The sequence below is a fragment of the Paenibacillus sp. EKM212P genome, from assembly GCF_011066115.1.
GTDB classification, from domain to species: Bacteria; Bacillota; Bacilli; order Paenibacillales; family Paenibacillaceae; genus Paenibacillus; species Paenibacillus polymyxa_B.
The window spans coordinates 371,826-386,903 of record NZ_JAAMNR010000005.1; the positions used below are offsets into that span (position 1 = coordinate 371,826).

Sequence of the window (15,078 nt, forward strand, 5' to 3'; positions counted from 1 at the left end):
CATATCGTAATACCGTCGCTCTAGATAGCCTTAGAGCACAGTAAACACGTATATATTTCAATTTTCAAGAATTTAAAACACGTAAAAGCGTTCCTCTTATATACATCTGGTATTTAGCAGATTTTGTCGTTCTACACCGGGATTTTAACACATATATTGTAATATATTGTAGCCTGTGCTTTAATTCAACTAACGGCGTCAAGGAAAGATGATGAGGGGGAGAAGTCCTTGTTAATTGCGTTGAAGGAAAGTGTGCTCCAAGTTCTCCTTGCCGTTATATCGGCGGGTTTTTTCTCTATATTAACGGATTATGGGGATAAGAAAAAGGTTTGGGGCGGCAATCTGCTTCCTGGACCTAATCAAGGAATACTGTATCTGTGTTGCTTGCCAGCCATATTGCTATGTACACTCTTTCAATATCAGTCTCCGTATGGTCTACCTTCCAATCTCGGTATTATTCCCCTTGCTGTTGGCATCATGTACGGTAGACGTCGCACTGCCTTCGTGCTCGCCGCTTCCGCACTGATGGGTGTCCTGATTATAGCCCAGTCGACAGAAATGTCCCCGATGTATGTGGGCACGGGTTTTATTCTTTTTCCTTTTATGCTGCTGCATGGCAAGTTTTTTCAAAGAGGAACCTTGTTGGACAAAAAACTCCTAATCTCCGCATATGTTGTGGCTGATATGCTGTTTAAAGCAATATTTCCGCTACTGTGGGGCAAACAGGATATTTCGGTATACATTCCTGACTTACTTACAACGTTCTGGAATATTGGTGCAGGTGTGCTGGCAAGTTTTACGGTCGTGAGTCTAATGCATAATGCCTTTGAGAAGCTGGCGCTGCGGCGTGATGTGACTGAATTTACGAGCAAATACTTAATTGAAGTGGATAAGCTGCGTCAAGTTATGGATTTGATGCCGTTATCTCTTGTTACTCTGGACAGCGAAGAACGAGTTATACATATGAACAAAACGATGCTGGAACTCTACCAGGACTTCGATCCCTACATTACACTGCCTGAGGTAGTAGGCCGTCCATTGACCTCGTTATATGGTTTTAGCTCTTTGCCTGTGGTTAATGAACGAGTTGCAAAAGCGTTGGAAGGAGAGGCGGGTGCTGATTTTATAAATGTTACTCCCAAAGTATTCTTCTCAAGTTTCCTTCCTATTCGTGATAAACATGTAAACCAAACGACAGGCGTCATTATCGCCTTGCAAGATATTACAGAGCTAGAGACGCTGCGCAGTGAGCTAGGCAATTTCGAGAGGCTCAGTCTGGTCGGACAGATGGCAGCGGGCATTACTCATGAAATACGTAATCCGATGGCGGTTGTGCGTGGTTTTTTACAGCTTATGCGTGAGAAAAGTCCAGAATCTCTAAACCATTACTACCGCATTGTGATGGAGGAACTCGATCGGGCGAACGGAATTATTAACGATTTCCTTTCACTGGCCCAGAATCGGATTGTCGAGAAGGAGCAATGTCATCTGCATGATATTATTCGCGAACTGACGCCTTTATTGTGGGCAGATGCGAATCTGAGGGGGCAGACGATTGAGCTAAAGCTGGAGGAACATGTGACGATGCTGCATTTGAATCCTAAGGAAATGAAGCAGTTGCTGCTTAATTTATCACGTAATGCGATGGAAGCTATGGGGGGAAAGGGGGTGCTGACCATTTCGACTCATGAGGAAGGGGATTTCGTGGAACTCGAAGTAAAGGACACAGGTCCGGGAATTCCGCAAAAACAGCTTGAAAAGCTGTTCCAACCTTTTTACACCACCAAAACGAAAGGTACAGGTTTGGGGCTGGCCTTATGTCAAAGTATAGTGGAGCGTCATCACGGTACGATTGCCGTAGACTCGGTGGAGGGAATGGGCACGCAGTTTAAAGTCCGATTGCGCAGAACCGTCCCGACTTACCGGGATCATGCTGAACCTCCTGTCATAAATTCGATACAGAAATAATCGTGCAAATATATAGCCGGATTTTTGCAAATTACGTGAAAAAGATTGTATAATGAAGTTTAGATGTCCATGCCTTTACACGGCAAAGGATGAAATTAGAAACGTAGTATACATGATTTTTGGAAAAGGAGTGAAAGAATATGTCTATGTCTTTCGATCAATATATGAGAGATTCAGTTCAGCCAATGCGCGATGAACTGACGAATCTTGGGATTCAGGAACTGCGTACTTCTGAAGATGTGGAGGCCAAGCTGCCTAATGCTAAAGGGACAGTGTTGGTTGTTGTGAACTCGGTATGTGGTTGTGCCGCAGGCCAATGCCGCCCGGGTGTGGCTGAAGCGTTGAAGCATGATCTTACGCCAGATCATCTGTATTCGGTTTTTGCCGGACAGGACAAGGAAGCAACGGCAAAGGCTCGCGAATTTTTCGCACCTTACCCACCGTCATCCCCTTCTATCGCGCTGTTGAAAGACGGCGAACTGGTTCACTTCATCGAGCGTCATCAGGTGGAGGATCGTTCGGCAGATCAGATCGCTGCTGATTTGACCAGTGCATTTGATCGTTTTTGCCGGTAAGACTGCTCAAGCTATGCCCCGCATTTTTCGCCTGCGAAACTTGCCGGGGCTTTTGCATGTTGGCTTGTGAAGGAAATTCCTAAAAAAGAGGTGCTTATCTGATGAGTTTGCAGGAACAGATTATTGCTGAATTGGGAGTACAGCCTACGATTAATGTAGAGGCGGAGGTCCGTAAGCGTGTGGATTTCCTCAAGTCGTATGTAACGAAAACGGGAAGCAAAGGGCTGTTAATCGCCATCAGTGGCGGGATTGATAGTGCCGTAGCAGCCGCTTTGTGCAAGCGGGCTACAGATGAATTGACGCAGGAACAAGGGGACGAATACAAAACACTGGGTGTATTCCAGCCATACGGCCAACAGGAAGATATCGAGCATAGCTACGCGGTAGCCAAAGCGTTCGACCTGAAATATGCTGGGGAAACGAACATTAAGGAAGCCGTGGACAAGGTTGCCGTGGAAGTAGAGCATACGTTAAAGGATATCGGTCTGGAGCGTTCCATTACTCCGCAAGTGAGAGGGAATGTAAAGGCAAGAACACGTATGGTGGTTCAGTACGCACTCGCGAATGAGCTGAATCTGCTCGTCGTTGGCACAGATCACGCTTCAGAAGCCATCACAGGCTTTTATACCAAATGGGGCGATGGTGCAGTCGATATTACGCCACTCAGCACGCTTAACAAACGTCAGGTGCGCTTGCTGGCCAGCTATCTCGGAGTTCCGCAGGCCATTTTGGACAAAGCGCCTACAGCAGGATTGTGGGAAGGTCAGACGGATGAAAAAGAACTGGGGATCTCCTACGAAGCAAACAGCGACTACCTGGAAGGCAAGGAAATTGACCCGGCGGCACGCGAAAAGCTGGAAAGCTTCTTTACACGTACAGCGCATAAGCGGACAAGCATCCCAGGAGTGTAAGCATTAATCATTATGGAATTGTAAAATCCTGAAGTAAATAAATGCGGCGATCCGCCCGGCGGATCGCCGTTTGTATTGAAGGGGCAATAATTTAATTGGTGATCCACTCAATGAAGCGGCGGGTTTCGGTAATCGCTTGATCCAGTGGAAGGCTACCTCCCTGGAATGGATGAACGGTATTAAAGGTATGATTGCCGCCTTGAATTTGTACCCATTCGATGTCGGGACGAACGGATGTGAGCAGGGCAGAGCCTTCCCGTAGACGTTTGGAATCTTCGGTTCCCTGGATCAGTACAGCTGGGAGCTGGCTGTTGGCAAGTCTGTCTACAATGGCAAAACGCTGGCGATTTTGTTCCAGGTCTTCCAGAATGACAGCATCCAGCGGAAGCTGTTGTCCTGTTCTGGCGTTCTCCACATAGCTGCGCCCCTTGGCGCGCATTTCTTCTTTTTGCGGTAAAGTAAACAAATCAAGATCTGTCACGCCATTCCATGAAATGACGCCAGCAATCTCGCCGGGATGATCTAAAGCATATACAAAGCAGCTTCCCGCGCCTCGGCTATGTCCTAACAGAAACAACGGCAATTCTCTGAACTCATGACGTGCTCTCAGATTGGACAGCAATAGTTCCAAATCCTCTTGTTCGCGGCTATAGGTGTTGCGTGCGAACTTTTCTAGCTCGGTAAAATTCTCTAGATCCTCACCTATGCCATTATGTGAAAAGTTGAAGGTCACAACATGGTTATCCATACTCAATGCTTCTGCTATATAGGGGAACATGCCCCAATCCTTGAATCCTTTGTAGCCGTGAGCGATGATGAGCAGGCTTTTGGCTGTATTTTTAGCGGGAAACCAGGAAGCCCGGATCACCGCATCTGTTCCTGCTTCGGTACCTGCTTCAACAATAATGGTTTCTGACATCCTATCCTTCCTTTCTACGGGAATTTTTTTAAATGGGCATATCAGCTGAATTCAAAACATTCACCTATAGCCTTTCTTATTTTAACATATTTTGGTGCCGCTTTTACGCCTTTGTGACTCGCCAGGGTGTGTACGCACTGTTACAATAGATCCAGTAAAGTAAAAAGGACGGGGAATACCCAAATGATCTACGGAATTGGACATGATGTGCTGGAAATAAGCCGTATGGCTCATATTTTAGCAGGTAAATATGCAGATGCGTTTTTGAATCGGGTGCTGACCCCGGCAGAACGTGAGCTTGCTGTGGAACGCAAGGGTAGACTAACGGAGTTCGTAGCTGGGCGCTTTGCCGCCAAGGAAGCGATAACGAAAGCCTTCGGTTGCGGAATTGGGCAAATCATCGGGTTCGGCGATATGGATATTTTACCGGAACCTGGGGGGAAGCCAGCCGTTTATTTGTCTTCATCCGCATGGGATAGACTGAGATTGCCGTCTACAGGTGACTCGAATTACAGCATTCACTTGAGTATTACACATCAGCCTAACATTGCCTCTGCTTTTGTGATTGTCGAATATAAGGAGATGTGATGTGATGACTACAAATACATTGGAACAAAAGCGTTATTTCAGCTTTGAACTGTTGAATTGGTATACACGTAACAAACGTGATTTGCCGTGGCGCCGCCATCGGAATCCTTTTTATATCTGGATCTCGGAAATTATGCTTCAGCAGACGCGTGTCGATACGGTCATTCCGTATTTTAATCGCTTTATTGCACGTTTTCCTACAATTGAAGCGTTGGCGGAAGCACCCGAGGAGGATGTGCTTAAGCTGTGGGAAGGGCTGGGTTATTATTCGCGGGCCCGGAATTTGCAAACTGCGGCAAAACAAGTAGTTGAGCTTCACGGCGGGCAGGTGCCGGATGATACACAGGCTGTCGCTGCACTGAAAGGAGTAGGCCCGTATACGACGGGGGCGATTATGAGTATCGCCTTCAATCGACTAGAGCCTGCTGTGGACGGAAATGTGATGCGTGTGCTGTCGCGTTATTTTCTTATTGAAGAGGATATTATGAAGGGCAGCACGCGGGCGCATATGGAAAGTCTGGTACGGGAGCTGATTCCCGAAGGAAGGGCCTCTGATTTTAATCAGGCTCTGATGGAGCTGGGGGCGCTGGTCTGCACGCCGAAGTCGCCTCATTGTCTGACCTGCCCGGTCATGGAGCATTGCTCGGGCAGGTTGGCAGGTCGCGAGGAGACGCTGCCAGTCAAGACCAAGGCGAAGCCGCCTCGGCTGGAGCCACGTTCCGTAGCCCTCATCGAGGGCAGCGGAACGAATGCCGGCCGCCTGCTCGTACGGCAGCGCCCGGCCAAGGGCCTGTTGGCCCGCATGTGGGAGCTGCCGCATGAACTTGCCGGGCCGGAGGGCTACAACGGCCCGGTGCCGGATGAGCCCGCCATGGACCATTTGGCGGCTCATTTGCTAGCAGAGGGCGTGCTTGCGCGCCCGGTGCGGTTTGTACGTGAGGCGGAGCACACGTTCAGCCACATTCACTGGAACCTACGTGTGTTCCAGTGTGAAGAGGTCGCCGTCCCTGCCGGGGAGGCGGGAGGACATCCGCTGGCTGCCGAACAGCGGGCCAGCTACAGCACCGAAGCGAAGCCAGGTGCATTGATTGCGCTGGCTGAGCAGGCGGAGCACGCGCATAATGCGCTGCCAGCGGGGTACCGCTGGATCAGCGAAGCGGATATGGCCACCTTGGCGTTTCCCAAGGTGTTCCTCGATCTGATCACCGAGTATTATGCGAAGCAAAAAGAGAACTGATGTTAGTTGAATAGCTGTCAGCAAAAATTAGACTGAGCCTAGAAAATGGAAACAGCGACAACCAAGGACGAGAAAATAAAGTCCAAGACTGTCGCTGTTTCCTTTGAACTAACGTTTCCCGTTAGCGGAATGCTCGCTAACCGTAACAACGTTAGACGTACCTTTTTCGCGTATTGTTCTCTCCACCCCTAGAGTCTTCACTTTTGTCCCCGATGGGGTTAGATTTGATTTCACATAACAAGCTACCTACCCCTACCTGAATAAATAATATTCCTTAACTGGATGACCTGACTTTTAAGCTCTTTCTCTCTCTCCAAAAAGTAGAGCGAAGCTTGCAGCAACGGTAAGTTCGGTTCCGCTTTACGAGTTTCGTTCTGGATAAAATGGTAAACCTCTTTCAACTCCGAACGATGTTTTGCGCCGGATGGAAGAACATTAAGGGCCGAATCCATCTCCCGGAACAGCTCGGTAAGGAACTGCTCTCTCTCCCCTTGGCGGTCCTCGAGCCCCCAGCTTAAATACCTCTCGAACGAAGCCTGTTTCAGCAGAGGCTTCAGGTTAGAGGCCATCATATGCTTAACGAGCACATTGAGCTTATCCAAAATGAACCTTGCCGTTTCCTCAAGCGATAGAGACTTTTCTTCATAAACGATCCAAAATAAGTACTCCTTCAGAATCGCACGATAGATGGAAACCAAATCCCACAGGAACGGATAAATTTCTTCGCCATAAACCTGTATCAAGCACTCTTTATGCCATCGGATGAGCCGCCCCCTAACCTTGTGTCTAAGCGGCTGGAACTTGGGATCCTGTTGGATGGGGAGCTCCGTGAATTCGACCAGAATATGCTTGTATTCCATAAAATAACGGAATCGCAGAATGATCTGCTGCAGAAACTGCTCTTCTGGCGAGAGTTCGGGAAAGCGTTTCAGTTCATCAACTTGATCAAAATAGGCGTTATGGCATTGATCAAACACCTCGCTGAAGAGGTCTTCCTTGGAAGGGAAATATTTATAGACTGATCCTTTGGCAATACCGCAATCCTCGGCAATATCCTGTATCGTCGTCGAAAGAAACCCATGTTCCTTAAAAAGCTTCATCGCCGATTTTAAAACCTCTTCCCTTGTCACACTCATAAGAAAAATCTCCCCCTTGACTATTCATGAATGATAGTACAAAATACGAAACATGAAGTCAAATGACTATATGTTCACATAATTAAACATACGGTCAAATCGAAGAGATGAGGAGAACATACAGAATGGAACGATTATGGGAGCCACAAAAAACAGCGTTGGTTGTTATTGACTTGCAAAAGTGGATAGGAAATAAATACGCCCCTTATTCTGCTGAGCAGGTAGTGTCTAACGCCGCAGCCTTGGCAGATACTTTCCGTGAGCAAGGCTCAATGGTTGCACTGGTCCGGGTATCTAGTAAAGATTTGAAGGATATCCCGCGTCCTAAGTTGGATTCGCCTGCACCACCCCTGAATCTGCCTGAAGGATGGGATCAAATCGTCCCGGAAATGCGGGTCACCGAGACAGACCATATCATCACGAAGAAGCAATGGGGGGCTTTTTACGGAACGGAGCTCGACCTTCAGTTGCGCCGCCGGGGAATTGATACCATCGTCTTATGCGGCATCGCTACTGAGTTGGGCGTTGATACGACCGCGCGGGAAGCGTTTATGCATGGGTATCAGCTGATTTTGGCGATTGATGCGATGACTGGATTTTCCGAAACAGGGCATGATTACGTAAAAAATTTCATCTTTCCACGCATCGGGCGTACCCGGACAACACAGGAAATCCTCTCTGCCCTTTCAGGCAACTGTTTATAGTTGAAAAAATGACTTTCCCATTCCCCGTGTATTATTTGACCGAATACACGAAGAACGCCACAGCTTGAAACTCGCTTTGCGTTTGCTGGGAATCTCATCTGGCCATACTTAAAGGACGATTATGTGTTCTCAGGGTGCACATATGGGCTGACGGCATGGGATACGACCTGCTGCACCAAATATACAAAGTAACCGCTGAATGATATAGAGCGAACGGCTCGTCGCAATTGGCACGCGCTTCTTGTATAGCAACCAGCATGAGTTCCGCAGTGCCCAATGGGACGAGTACGCCTAGTGGCGCAGCGCTAATGCTAATAAATTTGCATAATTGCCAGTGGAATTGGCGGTGCTCTTTTAAACGGTCTTTTCCAATCATAAGCTGCGCTTTTATAGTCTTTCGTAAGGCCATACGATTTATCGAAAGCTTTAAACTATCCTGCCCGTTAGTTAAACAAAGGCAGCCGATCACTATGATCGGCTGCCTTCTTGTCTTTTATGAGCTATCGTTTTCCGTTAGCATAATGACTTACTGTGATACGGTTCACCGTGCTGTCTGTAACGGCAAGTTTTAAGGCCATCCTTTTAGGATGACCCTTCCATCATGACCAATTTGTGGTAGGATTTTCTTTCCACAAGCAAAAGGTCGCCTTCCTTATTCCATTTCATTTGGAGACGTTAACGGATTTTTGAGGGCAGGGAGTAGGACAACGTCGATTAGCGAAGTGTAGAAATGCTTGTCGAATGTTTTGCGCTGTACGAGTCCGCGATAAGAAGCCATTGAAGTAATAACCTGGCAAGCCATCTCAATGTCCGCGTGGGTGGAGATTTCACCGCGGCCGACGGCCCGGTGCATGAGCTCACGATTCACTACAGCCCACGGTTCGAAAATCCCTCCGTTAACCGATTCCGGATTCTGCGAAAAAAAGGAGCCCAGGCCTGCGAGTACTCGAAGTTTGCGTTCACCTTCTTCGATCGATTGCGGCTTCAATAGCGCGAGCAGATCATTGCGCAAGGTTCCCGTATCGGGCAAGAGGTCAAGCTCAAGATGATTTCGATTCATCCAGGTCAAGGCATCTCGGACTAACTCTGCCTTGGAGGACCAGCGGCGATACATTGTCGCCTTCCCGGCCTTCGCTCTAGCTGCGACCATGTCCATTGTCATTCCATCAAAACCGGCTTCGGCGAGGATGTCGATTGTCGCTTCCAGGATTTTAGCATCCCGCGTGTGATCTCGTTTACGGCCTAATGTTTTCGCTGGTTTTTCCGCTACTTTGTCAGCTAATTTGGATCCGACTGACTCTTCATTTTTAATCTTATTCATAAAATTTAACCCCTTTTTTTCGATGCTTTATAGTTCCGGAACTATACAGTTCCGTATTTGGGTGCTTTAATTTAAGTATCCCACACAGAACTGGGAATTTAAAGGAGGAGTATACCATGGACAAAAAAGTCTGGTTCATCACGGGAGCCTCTCGCGGTTTAGGACGCATATGGGCAGAGGCCGCGCTCACGCGTGGAGATGAGGTTGCGGCTACCGCCCGCAAATTGGAAGACGTTTCCGATTTGAAGGAACGTTTCGGAGATCTCGTTCTTCCCATGGCGCTCGACGTAACGGATGCTGAGCAGGTTCGCCAGGTCGTTCAGCAGGCTCATTCCCATTTCGGCAAGCTGGACGTTGTCCTCAATAATGCCGGTTACACCTTGGTCGGAATGGTCGAGGAGGCAAGCGAAGCCAATGTTCGCGCTCTGTTTGACGCGAACTACTTTGGTTATCTTGGAGTCATCCAAACCGCCTTGCCATTGCTGAGGAAGCAGGGCAGCGGGCATTTGCTCAGCGTTTCAAGCTCCCTTGGTATCGAGGCAAGGCGCTCATCGGCTTCTATTGCTCCTCCAAATGGGCGGTCGAAGGACTCCACGAAAGCCTGGTGCAAGAGGTCAAGGACTTTGGGATTAAGGTGACGCTGCTCGAACCCGGTGCCTATGCGACCGAGTTTGGCGCTTCAGGTAAGCGAGTACCGGAAATGGACGTCTATGCCGATGTACGGAAGCAGGTGTTCACGCGTCTATCAAACGAAAAACGCGGCAACCCTCAAGCGACTGCAGAAGCCGTTCTCAAGATCGTGGACGCAGCGGAACCCCCACTACGATTTGCGCTCGGCTCGGAAGTCTTGCCTATGGCACGCGGCATCTATGCTGACCGTCTAGCTACCTGGGAAGCCTGGGAGACTGTCTCGCATGCAGCGCAAGGCAACCCTATGCAATAAGCCGTTGCAATTGGACTGGAGCGGACGTCAACATCACTTAGCAGAATATATATCAGATAACCAACCGGCTTTCTATTTTAGCAAGGAACCTCTCCGACTTTTTCGAAGAGGTTCCTTGTTATAACCATAAATTTTGCCCTACTTGTGATACGGTTCACCGCGCTGTCTCTAACCGGCAAGTTTAATGGTCATCTACACGGATGGCCTTCTTAGCGTTATAAGTTACAAACTTTACAACGATTACTCAGATAACGGACGACAGCATCAATAAGAGCAAGTCGGGAGAAACGAACGCGTTCACGAAATGGTTTGTAAAATACGAATGATTTCTTTTTCGATAACGGAATCGTCAACAGTATCCAGATACTCAGGACTAATCACTTGATACTGTTTCATCTTATAAAATTCCATAACGGCCTGTTTCAAGGTGAGATCATACCATTGAATACTAAAGGTCGGTTCCATAATGCGCCGAAGCGTAGCATCGTCTTGAACTAAGGACAGCGCAACGTGCATTCTGTTAAAAATCTTCTTATCCATACCGGATTGAAAAAAAGATTGTAAATTTTTAATTCTATTTTGTTGAGCAACGGAAATATTTTCAAAAAGTCGTGGATAAAACTCCTTGAGGTCTTGCAGAAACAAATCGGATAAATAAATAATACCTATTAACGATTCCAGAAACGTTTTTTGAAATCGATCAATATATGAAACGGAATCATCATATACAACGGTGTCAGCCTGCTGCAAGTACTGAATTCCATACTCTACAACCTGTTCGATGATTTCATCTTTGGATGAAAAATGCTTGTAAAGCGTCACTTTACTAATATCCATATGTTTTGCGATATCGTCAATTTTCAGTTGGCTGAATCTGGTTCTTCTAATTACAGGTTTGATTTTATTAAGATATTGATCTGCACTCATGGGTTTTCTCACGATTGAAGCCTCCTCTACCGCTCGTCAAATCATATTATATCAAAATAGAGGTATCAATAAACAATGTTTAAAAAGATTATTAAATTAACTAATTTTATTAAATTGGTTTACTTAGTTTATTTATCCGATGTATAATCTCTCTTGTAATGAATATCGAATCAAGGAAGGGATAACGGTCTCAATAAGCGATATCCATTTCTCGAAATCACATTAAAAAAGGAGATTACACAATGAAAATCACAGTTCTTGGCTCACTCGGCAATATTAACCGCAACTACCTCCCATCCCTAATCGCAGACGGCCACGATGTTACCGTCATCACAAGCTCCAAAGATCGTATCGCCGACATCAAAGCGCTCAGTGCCAAACCAGCGGTCGGCTCAAACCTCGACGTCGAATTCCTCGCGCAGGCTTTTGCAGGTAGCGACGTCGTCTACCTCATGATTTCAGGTATCAATTATGCCTCTGGCACCGACATGTGGCAGACCGCCATTGATCTTTCTGAAAATTATAAGGCCGCTGTGCTAAAATCAGGCGTAAAAAACGTCGTCAACCTCAGCTCAGTCGGCGCCGACAACCCAAACGCCGGCATTCTCTACAGCTATCATTTTGCAGAAGAAGCGCTAAACTCGCTTGAAGACGTGAACGTTGTCCACATCCGCCCTGTCGGCTTTTACAGCAATCTTTTTGCCGACATGCAAAGCCTAAAAACCCAGCAGACCATCTTCAGCCCAATTTCAGTTGACATCCCACAAGGCTGGGTCAGCCCCGTTGATATCGCGGACGTCGCTTACGCCCTGATTTCTCACACCCCATCGGGTAAAAGTGCGAAGTTCATAGTTAGTGACTGGGCCACAGGTAACGACTGGCTCAATGCCCTTGCTGAGAATGGTATCGAGGCCAAATACCAACAAATCCCCGTTGAAGCTCTTGCTGAGAATATGAAAAAAATCGGCTTCCACGAAAACACTGTCAACGCCTTTGCCCAAATGAACCGCGCCTGCGAGAACGCCGACGAGTTCTACGCCAGCCTCCGTGCCACCGACTACCACCTCGGTAAAGTCAAGGTCGAAGACTTTGCAAAAGTTTTTGCAGATGTGTATATTAAATCTGTTTAAACAGCGAGAATACTGTTTAACCTGCGGATGAGAACGCGCCTAAGTGCGCTATTTCTTTCGATAACTTGATCTGGAGAATCTTGAGATGGCAGCCTGTTCATCCTCCTCTAATTTCAGACCTCGAATAGGGTTTACTATGACTTGTTTTGACATATAAAGAACAAAGCTCGCTGAAGTGACAGCGAGCTTTGTTCTTTATTGATGAATGCGCACAAAAAAATAACCTTCTGTGATAAGGTTCATATCGATTGACTTTAAACTAATCTGCTCGTTAGCTTAATGAAATAGCGTCAGTCTAATGTAGTGTAGTGCTTAGGAGAAAGAAAATAAGCCCATCACTTTGATTTGGAGGTTAAATCATTTCCAATTAATAAAGGGATAGGCTCTCTTTGGCATTAAATAAGGCGTGATAAAAGCCAATTTATCGAGCTATCGTTTCCCGTTAGTTCAATATCCTTTACTGCTAGGAGATCAGCAATTACTTCATTTTTTCAAAAGGAAACCGAAGTAGAAATTTATTGAAATAATATGCAGAAGATATCCTAATGTTGATAGCTTCATCGGCCGAGCTGAGATAATTGCGGAACGAAAAACCGGATGCTCGTTGTTAAAAACATTTGGCACGAGAACGACATAAAGCTAACAAAGAAATTGCGAACAGCTTTGAATAATTGTTTTTAAAATTTCGAATTATTTAATCACTGCCAGTTGATTTCGACAGAGTCTATGACCAGATATTTTCAGTCTTCTGGTACGCTTGACAGTTCCAGCATGTGGAATACGTTGCTATGCAACCCGTCTCATACGGGATGCTAAGAGCAACAAGTTTAAGATTACAATGGTTTATGTCGGTTTAGGCGAGCCAGGTACTTGACATATGTAATCCGTAGCCCTAAAATGAGCTAAGTCAGTCGATTATGGACTCGATGAGTCGATAATTGGAGCGCAAATGAATTATTCTTAACTCGACTATGCACTTCGTGTCCATGCGATCAAAGGAGCTGGTTCTTTGTATGAATGCAAGCTGAATCACGCACCTTTTTTTCGCTCCATTATAGACATAGTGGGTCTATAATATCTTATTATTAATTTAAGTATAGGAGGCAGTGACAGATCGTATCACTTTACTTTTAAGAACTTAGATTAGGGAGATGACGAACGATGAAAATATTTATGACAGGCGTTACCGGATATATTGGAAGTTCTGTGGCTAAAGTATTGCTCGATGCAGGGCATTCTATCTATGGTCTGACCCGGAGCACCAGCCAAATAAACGAGCTGAAAGAGCTTGGAGTGGAGCCTGTCGTGGGCACACTTGGAGATACGGAAATACTGGCTGATTACGCAAAACGGAGCGATGGAGTGATTCATACAGCTGACGTTGCTCACCGCAAGGCTATTGAGACGTTTATTAGCGCTTTGCGCGGTACAGGAAAGCCGTTGATTCACACATCCGGTTCAGGCAACGTTGGGGATGATGCCAAGGGCGAATTCCAGAGCGAGCAAATCTATAACGAAGAAACACCTGTAACAAGGGACTTGGAATCGATTCGAGTCAATGAGCTGGTGCGTAAAGCAGGGGTCGATCAAGGAGTGCGAGGCATTGTCATCGTACCTTCCATGGTATATGGAACGTCTCTCGGACTTCCAAGAGACAGCATTCAGCTTCCAATGATTGTACAGAAATCGAAAGAAATGAAGGCCGGAGTCTATATTAGCAAAGGTCTGAACAGATGGTCGAACGTCCATATTCGTGACTTGGCCCAATTGTATCTTCTTGCGCTAGACAAAGCGCCATCCTCCTCTTACTTTTTCGCAGAAAATGGCGAGGAATCGTTCCGTGATCTAAGCCGTTACGTGAGTGAGGCGCTTGGATATGAGGGACGCACGATGAGCTGGTCTCTGGAAGAAGCGGTTGCTGAATTTGGCCTTCTTGCTCAATATACACTTGCGACGAATTGCCGAATTCGCTCTGTGCATGCTCGAAACTTGCTTGGCTGGAAGCCTGAAGCCGAATCCGTGCAAACTTGGCTTGCCAATAGCTTTTGAAGATTGCGATGTTGATCAGGGAGGTAGAAGGAAGATGACCGGAGACTGAGGCCGAAATATATGATGTTGCGATTGTTGGCGGTGGCCCTGCTGGACTGAACGCCGCCTTGGTGCTGGCTCGTTCACGCAGACGGGTACTGGTAATCGATAAGGAGATGCCAAGAAATCATGTGACAAAAGAATCTCATGGCTTCTTGACACGTGATGGGATTACGCCATCTGAATTCCGGCGGATTGCAAGGGAACAGATATTGAAGTACCCTTCGGTCCTATTCCAATCTGGGGTGGTGTCATCTGTTACTGGGGGTGACGGTGATTTTCGCCTTCAGTTGGAGAGCTCGGAAGCGACGGTTCGCAGTCGCAAGCTCTTGTTTGCCACAGGCATGAAAGATGTATTGCCTGACATTGAGGGGATTTCCGAAGTGTATGGCACCAGCGCTTTTGTCTGTCCGTTCTGTGATGGATGGGAGTTGAGGGACCGGCAGATCAGCGTGATTGCTCCGAATGATTCAAATTTGCATTATGTGAAGATGATATCAGGCTGGACAAAGCGCTTGACCGTGCTCACCAATGCTTCCTTGCTAACGGACGAGCAACGTGCGGAAATAAACATTCACGGTATTGCCTTAGTTGAAGAGAGCATCCAACGAATTGAATCCCATCAATGATA

General features: G+C 46.9%; 16 protein-coding genes. 11 read left to right on the forward strand and 5 right to left on the reverse strand.

Going from position 1 to position 15,078, the window contains the following annotated elements:
• The first annotated feature begins 228 nt into the window (after positions 1-228).
• From G9G54_RS17195 to nadE, 3 genes are all read left to right on the forward strand, one after another.
• Positions 229-1,968: a two-component system sensor histidine kinase NtrB gene (locus G9G54_RS17195; protein ID WP_165178981.1), complete on the forward strand. Its 1,740-nt coding sequence runs from the start codon at positions 229-231 to the stop codon at positions 1,966-1,968.
• 140 nt (positions 1,969-2,108) lie between these two features.
• Positions 2,109-2,543 (forward strand): BrxA/BrxB family bacilliredoxin, encoded by a 435-nt coding sequence (locus G9G54_RS17200; protein WP_023986978.1) that lies wholly within the window; start codon positions 2,109-2,111, stop codon positions 2,541-2,543.
• Positions 2,544-2,644: 101 nt separating this feature from the next.
• Positions 2,645-3,454, forward strand: a complete 810-nt coding sequence (gene nadE / locus G9G54_RS17205) for an ammonia-dependent NAD(+) synthetase (RefSeq protein ID WP_025722646.1) — start codon at positions 2,645-2,647, stop codon at positions 3,452-3,454.
• Positions 3,455-3,545: 91 nt separating this feature from the next.
• On the opposite strand, the gene G9G54_RS17210 is transcribed toward nadE, so the two are convergent.
• The gene (locus G9G54_RS17210; RefSeq protein ID WP_134902226.1) at positions 3,546-4,373 is read right to left on the reverse strand and encodes an alpha/beta hydrolase family protein; all 828 of its coding nucleotides are present in this window, start codon (positions 4,371-4,373) and stop codon (positions 3,546-3,548) included.
• Between the two features lie 183 nt (positions 4,374-4,556).
• Between G9G54_RS17210 and acpS the strand changes: the two genes are divergently transcribed.
• On the forward strand, positions 4,557-4,961 hold the full coding sequence (gene acpS, locus G9G54_RS17215; protein ID WP_069291092.1) for a holo-ACP synthase: 405 nt from the start codon (positions 4,557-4,559) through the stop codon (positions 4,959-4,961).
• 4 nt (positions 4,962-4,965) lie between these two features.
• Positions 4,966-6,198, forward strand: a complete 1,233-nt coding sequence (mutY, locus tag G9G54_RS17220; protein ID WP_165178982.1) for an A/G-specific adenine glycosylase — start codon at positions 4,966-4,968, stop codon at positions 6,196-6,198.
• A 242-nt stretch (positions 6,199-6,440) separates the two neighbouring features.
• Here mutY and G9G54_RS17225 read toward each other — a convergent pair whose 3' ends face one another.
• Positions 6,441-7,334: a TetR/AcrR family transcriptional regulator gene (locus G9G54_RS17225; RefSeq protein ID WP_165178983.1), complete on the reverse strand. Its 894-nt coding sequence runs from the start codon at positions 7,332-7,334 to the stop codon at positions 6,441-6,443.
• Positions 7,335-7,459: 125 nt separating this feature from the next.
• Between G9G54_RS17225 and G9G54_RS17230 the strand changes: the two genes are divergently transcribed.
• The gene (locus G9G54_RS17230) at positions 7,460-8,038 is read left to right on the forward strand and encodes a hydrolase (RefSeq protein WP_165178984.1); all 579 of its coding nucleotides are present in this window, start codon (positions 7,460-7,462) and stop codon (positions 8,036-8,038) included.
• A 94-nt stretch (positions 8,039-8,132) separates the two neighbouring features.
• Here G9G54_RS17230 and G9G54_RS25755 read toward each other — a convergent pair whose 3' ends face one another.
• Both G9G54_RS25755 and G9G54_RS17235 read right to left on the reverse strand, forming a co-directional pair.
• Positions 8,133-8,414, reverse strand: a complete 282-nt coding sequence (locus tag G9G54_RS25755) for a hypothetical protein (RefSeq protein ID WP_238808168.1) — start codon at positions 8,412-8,414, stop codon at positions 8,133-8,135.
• A gap of 276 nt (positions 8,415-8,690) precedes the next feature.
• Positions 8,691-9,359 carry a TetR/AcrR family transcriptional regulator gene (locus tag G9G54_RS17235; RefSeq protein WP_165178985.1) on the reverse strand — a complete coding sequence of 223 codons (669 nt, stop codon included), beginning with the start codon at positions 9,357-9,359 and terminating at the stop codon, positions 8,691-8,693.
• A 116-nt stretch (positions 9,360-9,475) separates the two neighbouring features.
• Between G9G54_RS17235 and G9G54_RS25760 the strand changes: the two genes are divergently transcribed.
• Together G9G54_RS25760 and G9G54_RS25765 are read left to right on the forward strand one after the other, a co-directional pair.
• Positions 9,476-9,997 carry an SDR family NAD(P)-dependent oxidoreductase gene (locus G9G54_RS25760; protein ID WP_274597347.1) on the forward strand — a complete coding sequence of 174 codons (522 nt, stop codon included), beginning with the start codon at positions 9,476-9,478 and terminating at the stop codon, positions 9,995-9,997.
• Entirely contained in the window at positions 9,964-10,302 is a 339-nt protein-coding gene (locus tag G9G54_RS25765; RefSeq protein WP_274597348.1) for a hypothetical protein, read from the forward strand. The genes G9G54_RS25760 and G9G54_RS25765 overlap by 34 nt, the downstream gene beginning before the upstream one ends.
• A gap of 297 nt (positions 10,303-10,599) precedes the next feature.
• Here G9G54_RS25765 and G9G54_RS17245 read toward each other — a convergent pair whose 3' ends face one another.
• Positions 10,600-11,241 carry a TetR/AcrR family transcriptional regulator gene (locus G9G54_RS17245; protein ID WP_165178986.1) on the reverse strand — a complete coding sequence of 214 codons (642 nt, stop codon included), beginning with the start codon at positions 11,239-11,241 and terminating at the stop codon, positions 10,600-10,602.
• Between the two features lie 230 nt (positions 11,242-11,471).
• Here G9G54_RS17245 and G9G54_RS17250 point away from each other — a divergent pair, with 230 nt between their 5' ends.
• From G9G54_RS17250 to G9G54_RS26145, 3 genes are all read left to right on the forward strand, one after another.
• Positions 11,472-12,359 (forward strand): NAD(P)H-binding protein, encoded by an 888-nt coding sequence (locus G9G54_RS17250; RefSeq protein WP_165178987.1) that lies wholly within the window; start codon positions 11,472-11,474, stop codon positions 12,357-12,359.
• A 1,161-nt stretch (positions 12,360-13,520) separates the two neighbouring features.
• Positions 13,521-14,408: an NAD-dependent epimerase/dehydratase family protein gene (locus tag G9G54_RS17260; protein WP_165178988.1), complete on the forward strand. Its 888-nt coding sequence runs from the start codon at positions 13,521-13,523 to the stop codon at positions 14,406-14,408.
• A 71-nt stretch (positions 14,409-14,479) separates the two neighbouring features.
• Positions 14,480-15,076: an NAD(P)/FAD-dependent oxidoreductase gene (locus G9G54_RS26145; RefSeq protein WP_342355989.1), complete on the forward strand. Its 597-nt coding sequence runs from the start codon at positions 14,480-14,482 to the stop codon at positions 15,074-15,076.
• Positions 15,077-15,078 lie beyond the last annotated feature (2 nt).

What these genes read in the sequence shown, in the direction of transcription:
- G9G54_RS25760 (WP_274597347.1), top strand. Translation starts at nt 9,476, where the DNA reads ATGGACAAAAAAGTCTGGTTCATCACGGGAGCCTCTCGCGGTTTAGGA.
- nadE (WP_025722646.1), top strand. Translation starts at nt 2,645, where the DNA reads ATGAGTTTGCAGGAACAGATTATTGCTGAATTGGGAGTACAGCCTACG.
- G9G54_RS17250 (WP_165178987.1), top strand. Translation starts at nt 11,472, where the DNA reads ATGAAAATCACAGTTCTTGGCTCACTCGGCAATATTAACCGCAACTAC.
- G9G54_RS17230 (WP_165178984.1), top strand. Translation starts at nt 7,460, where the DNA reads ATGGAACGATTATGGGAGCCACAAAAAACAGCGTTGGTTGTTATTGAC.
- G9G54_RS25755 (WP_238808168.1), bottom strand. Translation starts at nt 8,414, where the DNA reads ATGATTGGAAAAGACCGTTTAAAAGAGCACCGCCAATTCCACTGGCAA.
- G9G54_RS17200 (WP_023986978.1), top strand. Translation starts at nt 2,109, where the DNA reads ATGTCTATGTCTTTCGATCAATATATGAGAGATTCAGTTCAGCCAATG.
- G9G54_RS17260 (WP_165178988.1), top strand. Translation starts at nt 13,521, where the DNA reads ATGAAAATATTTATGACAGGCGTTACCGGATATATTGGAAGTTCTGTG.
- acpS (WP_069291092.1), top strand. Translation starts at nt 4,557, where the DNA reads ATGATCTACGGAATTGGACATGATGTGCTGGAAATAAGCCGTATGGCT.
- mutY (WP_165178982.1), top strand. Translation starts at nt 4,966, where the DNA reads ATGACTACAAATACATTGGAACAAAAGCGTTATTTCAGCTTTGAACTG.
- G9G54_RS17225 (WP_165178983.1), bottom strand. Translation starts at nt 7,334, where the DNA reads ATGAGTGTGACAAGGGAAGAGGTTTTAAAATCGGCGATGAAGCTTTTT.
- G9G54_RS17235 (WP_165178985.1), bottom strand. Translation starts at nt 9,359, where the DNA reads ATGAATAAGATTAAAAATGAAGAGTCAGTCGGATCCAAATTAGCTGAC.
- G9G54_RS17210 (WP_134902226.1), bottom strand. Translation starts at nt 4,373, where the DNA reads ATGTCAGAAACCATTATTGTTGAAGCAGGTACCGAAGCAGGAACAGAT.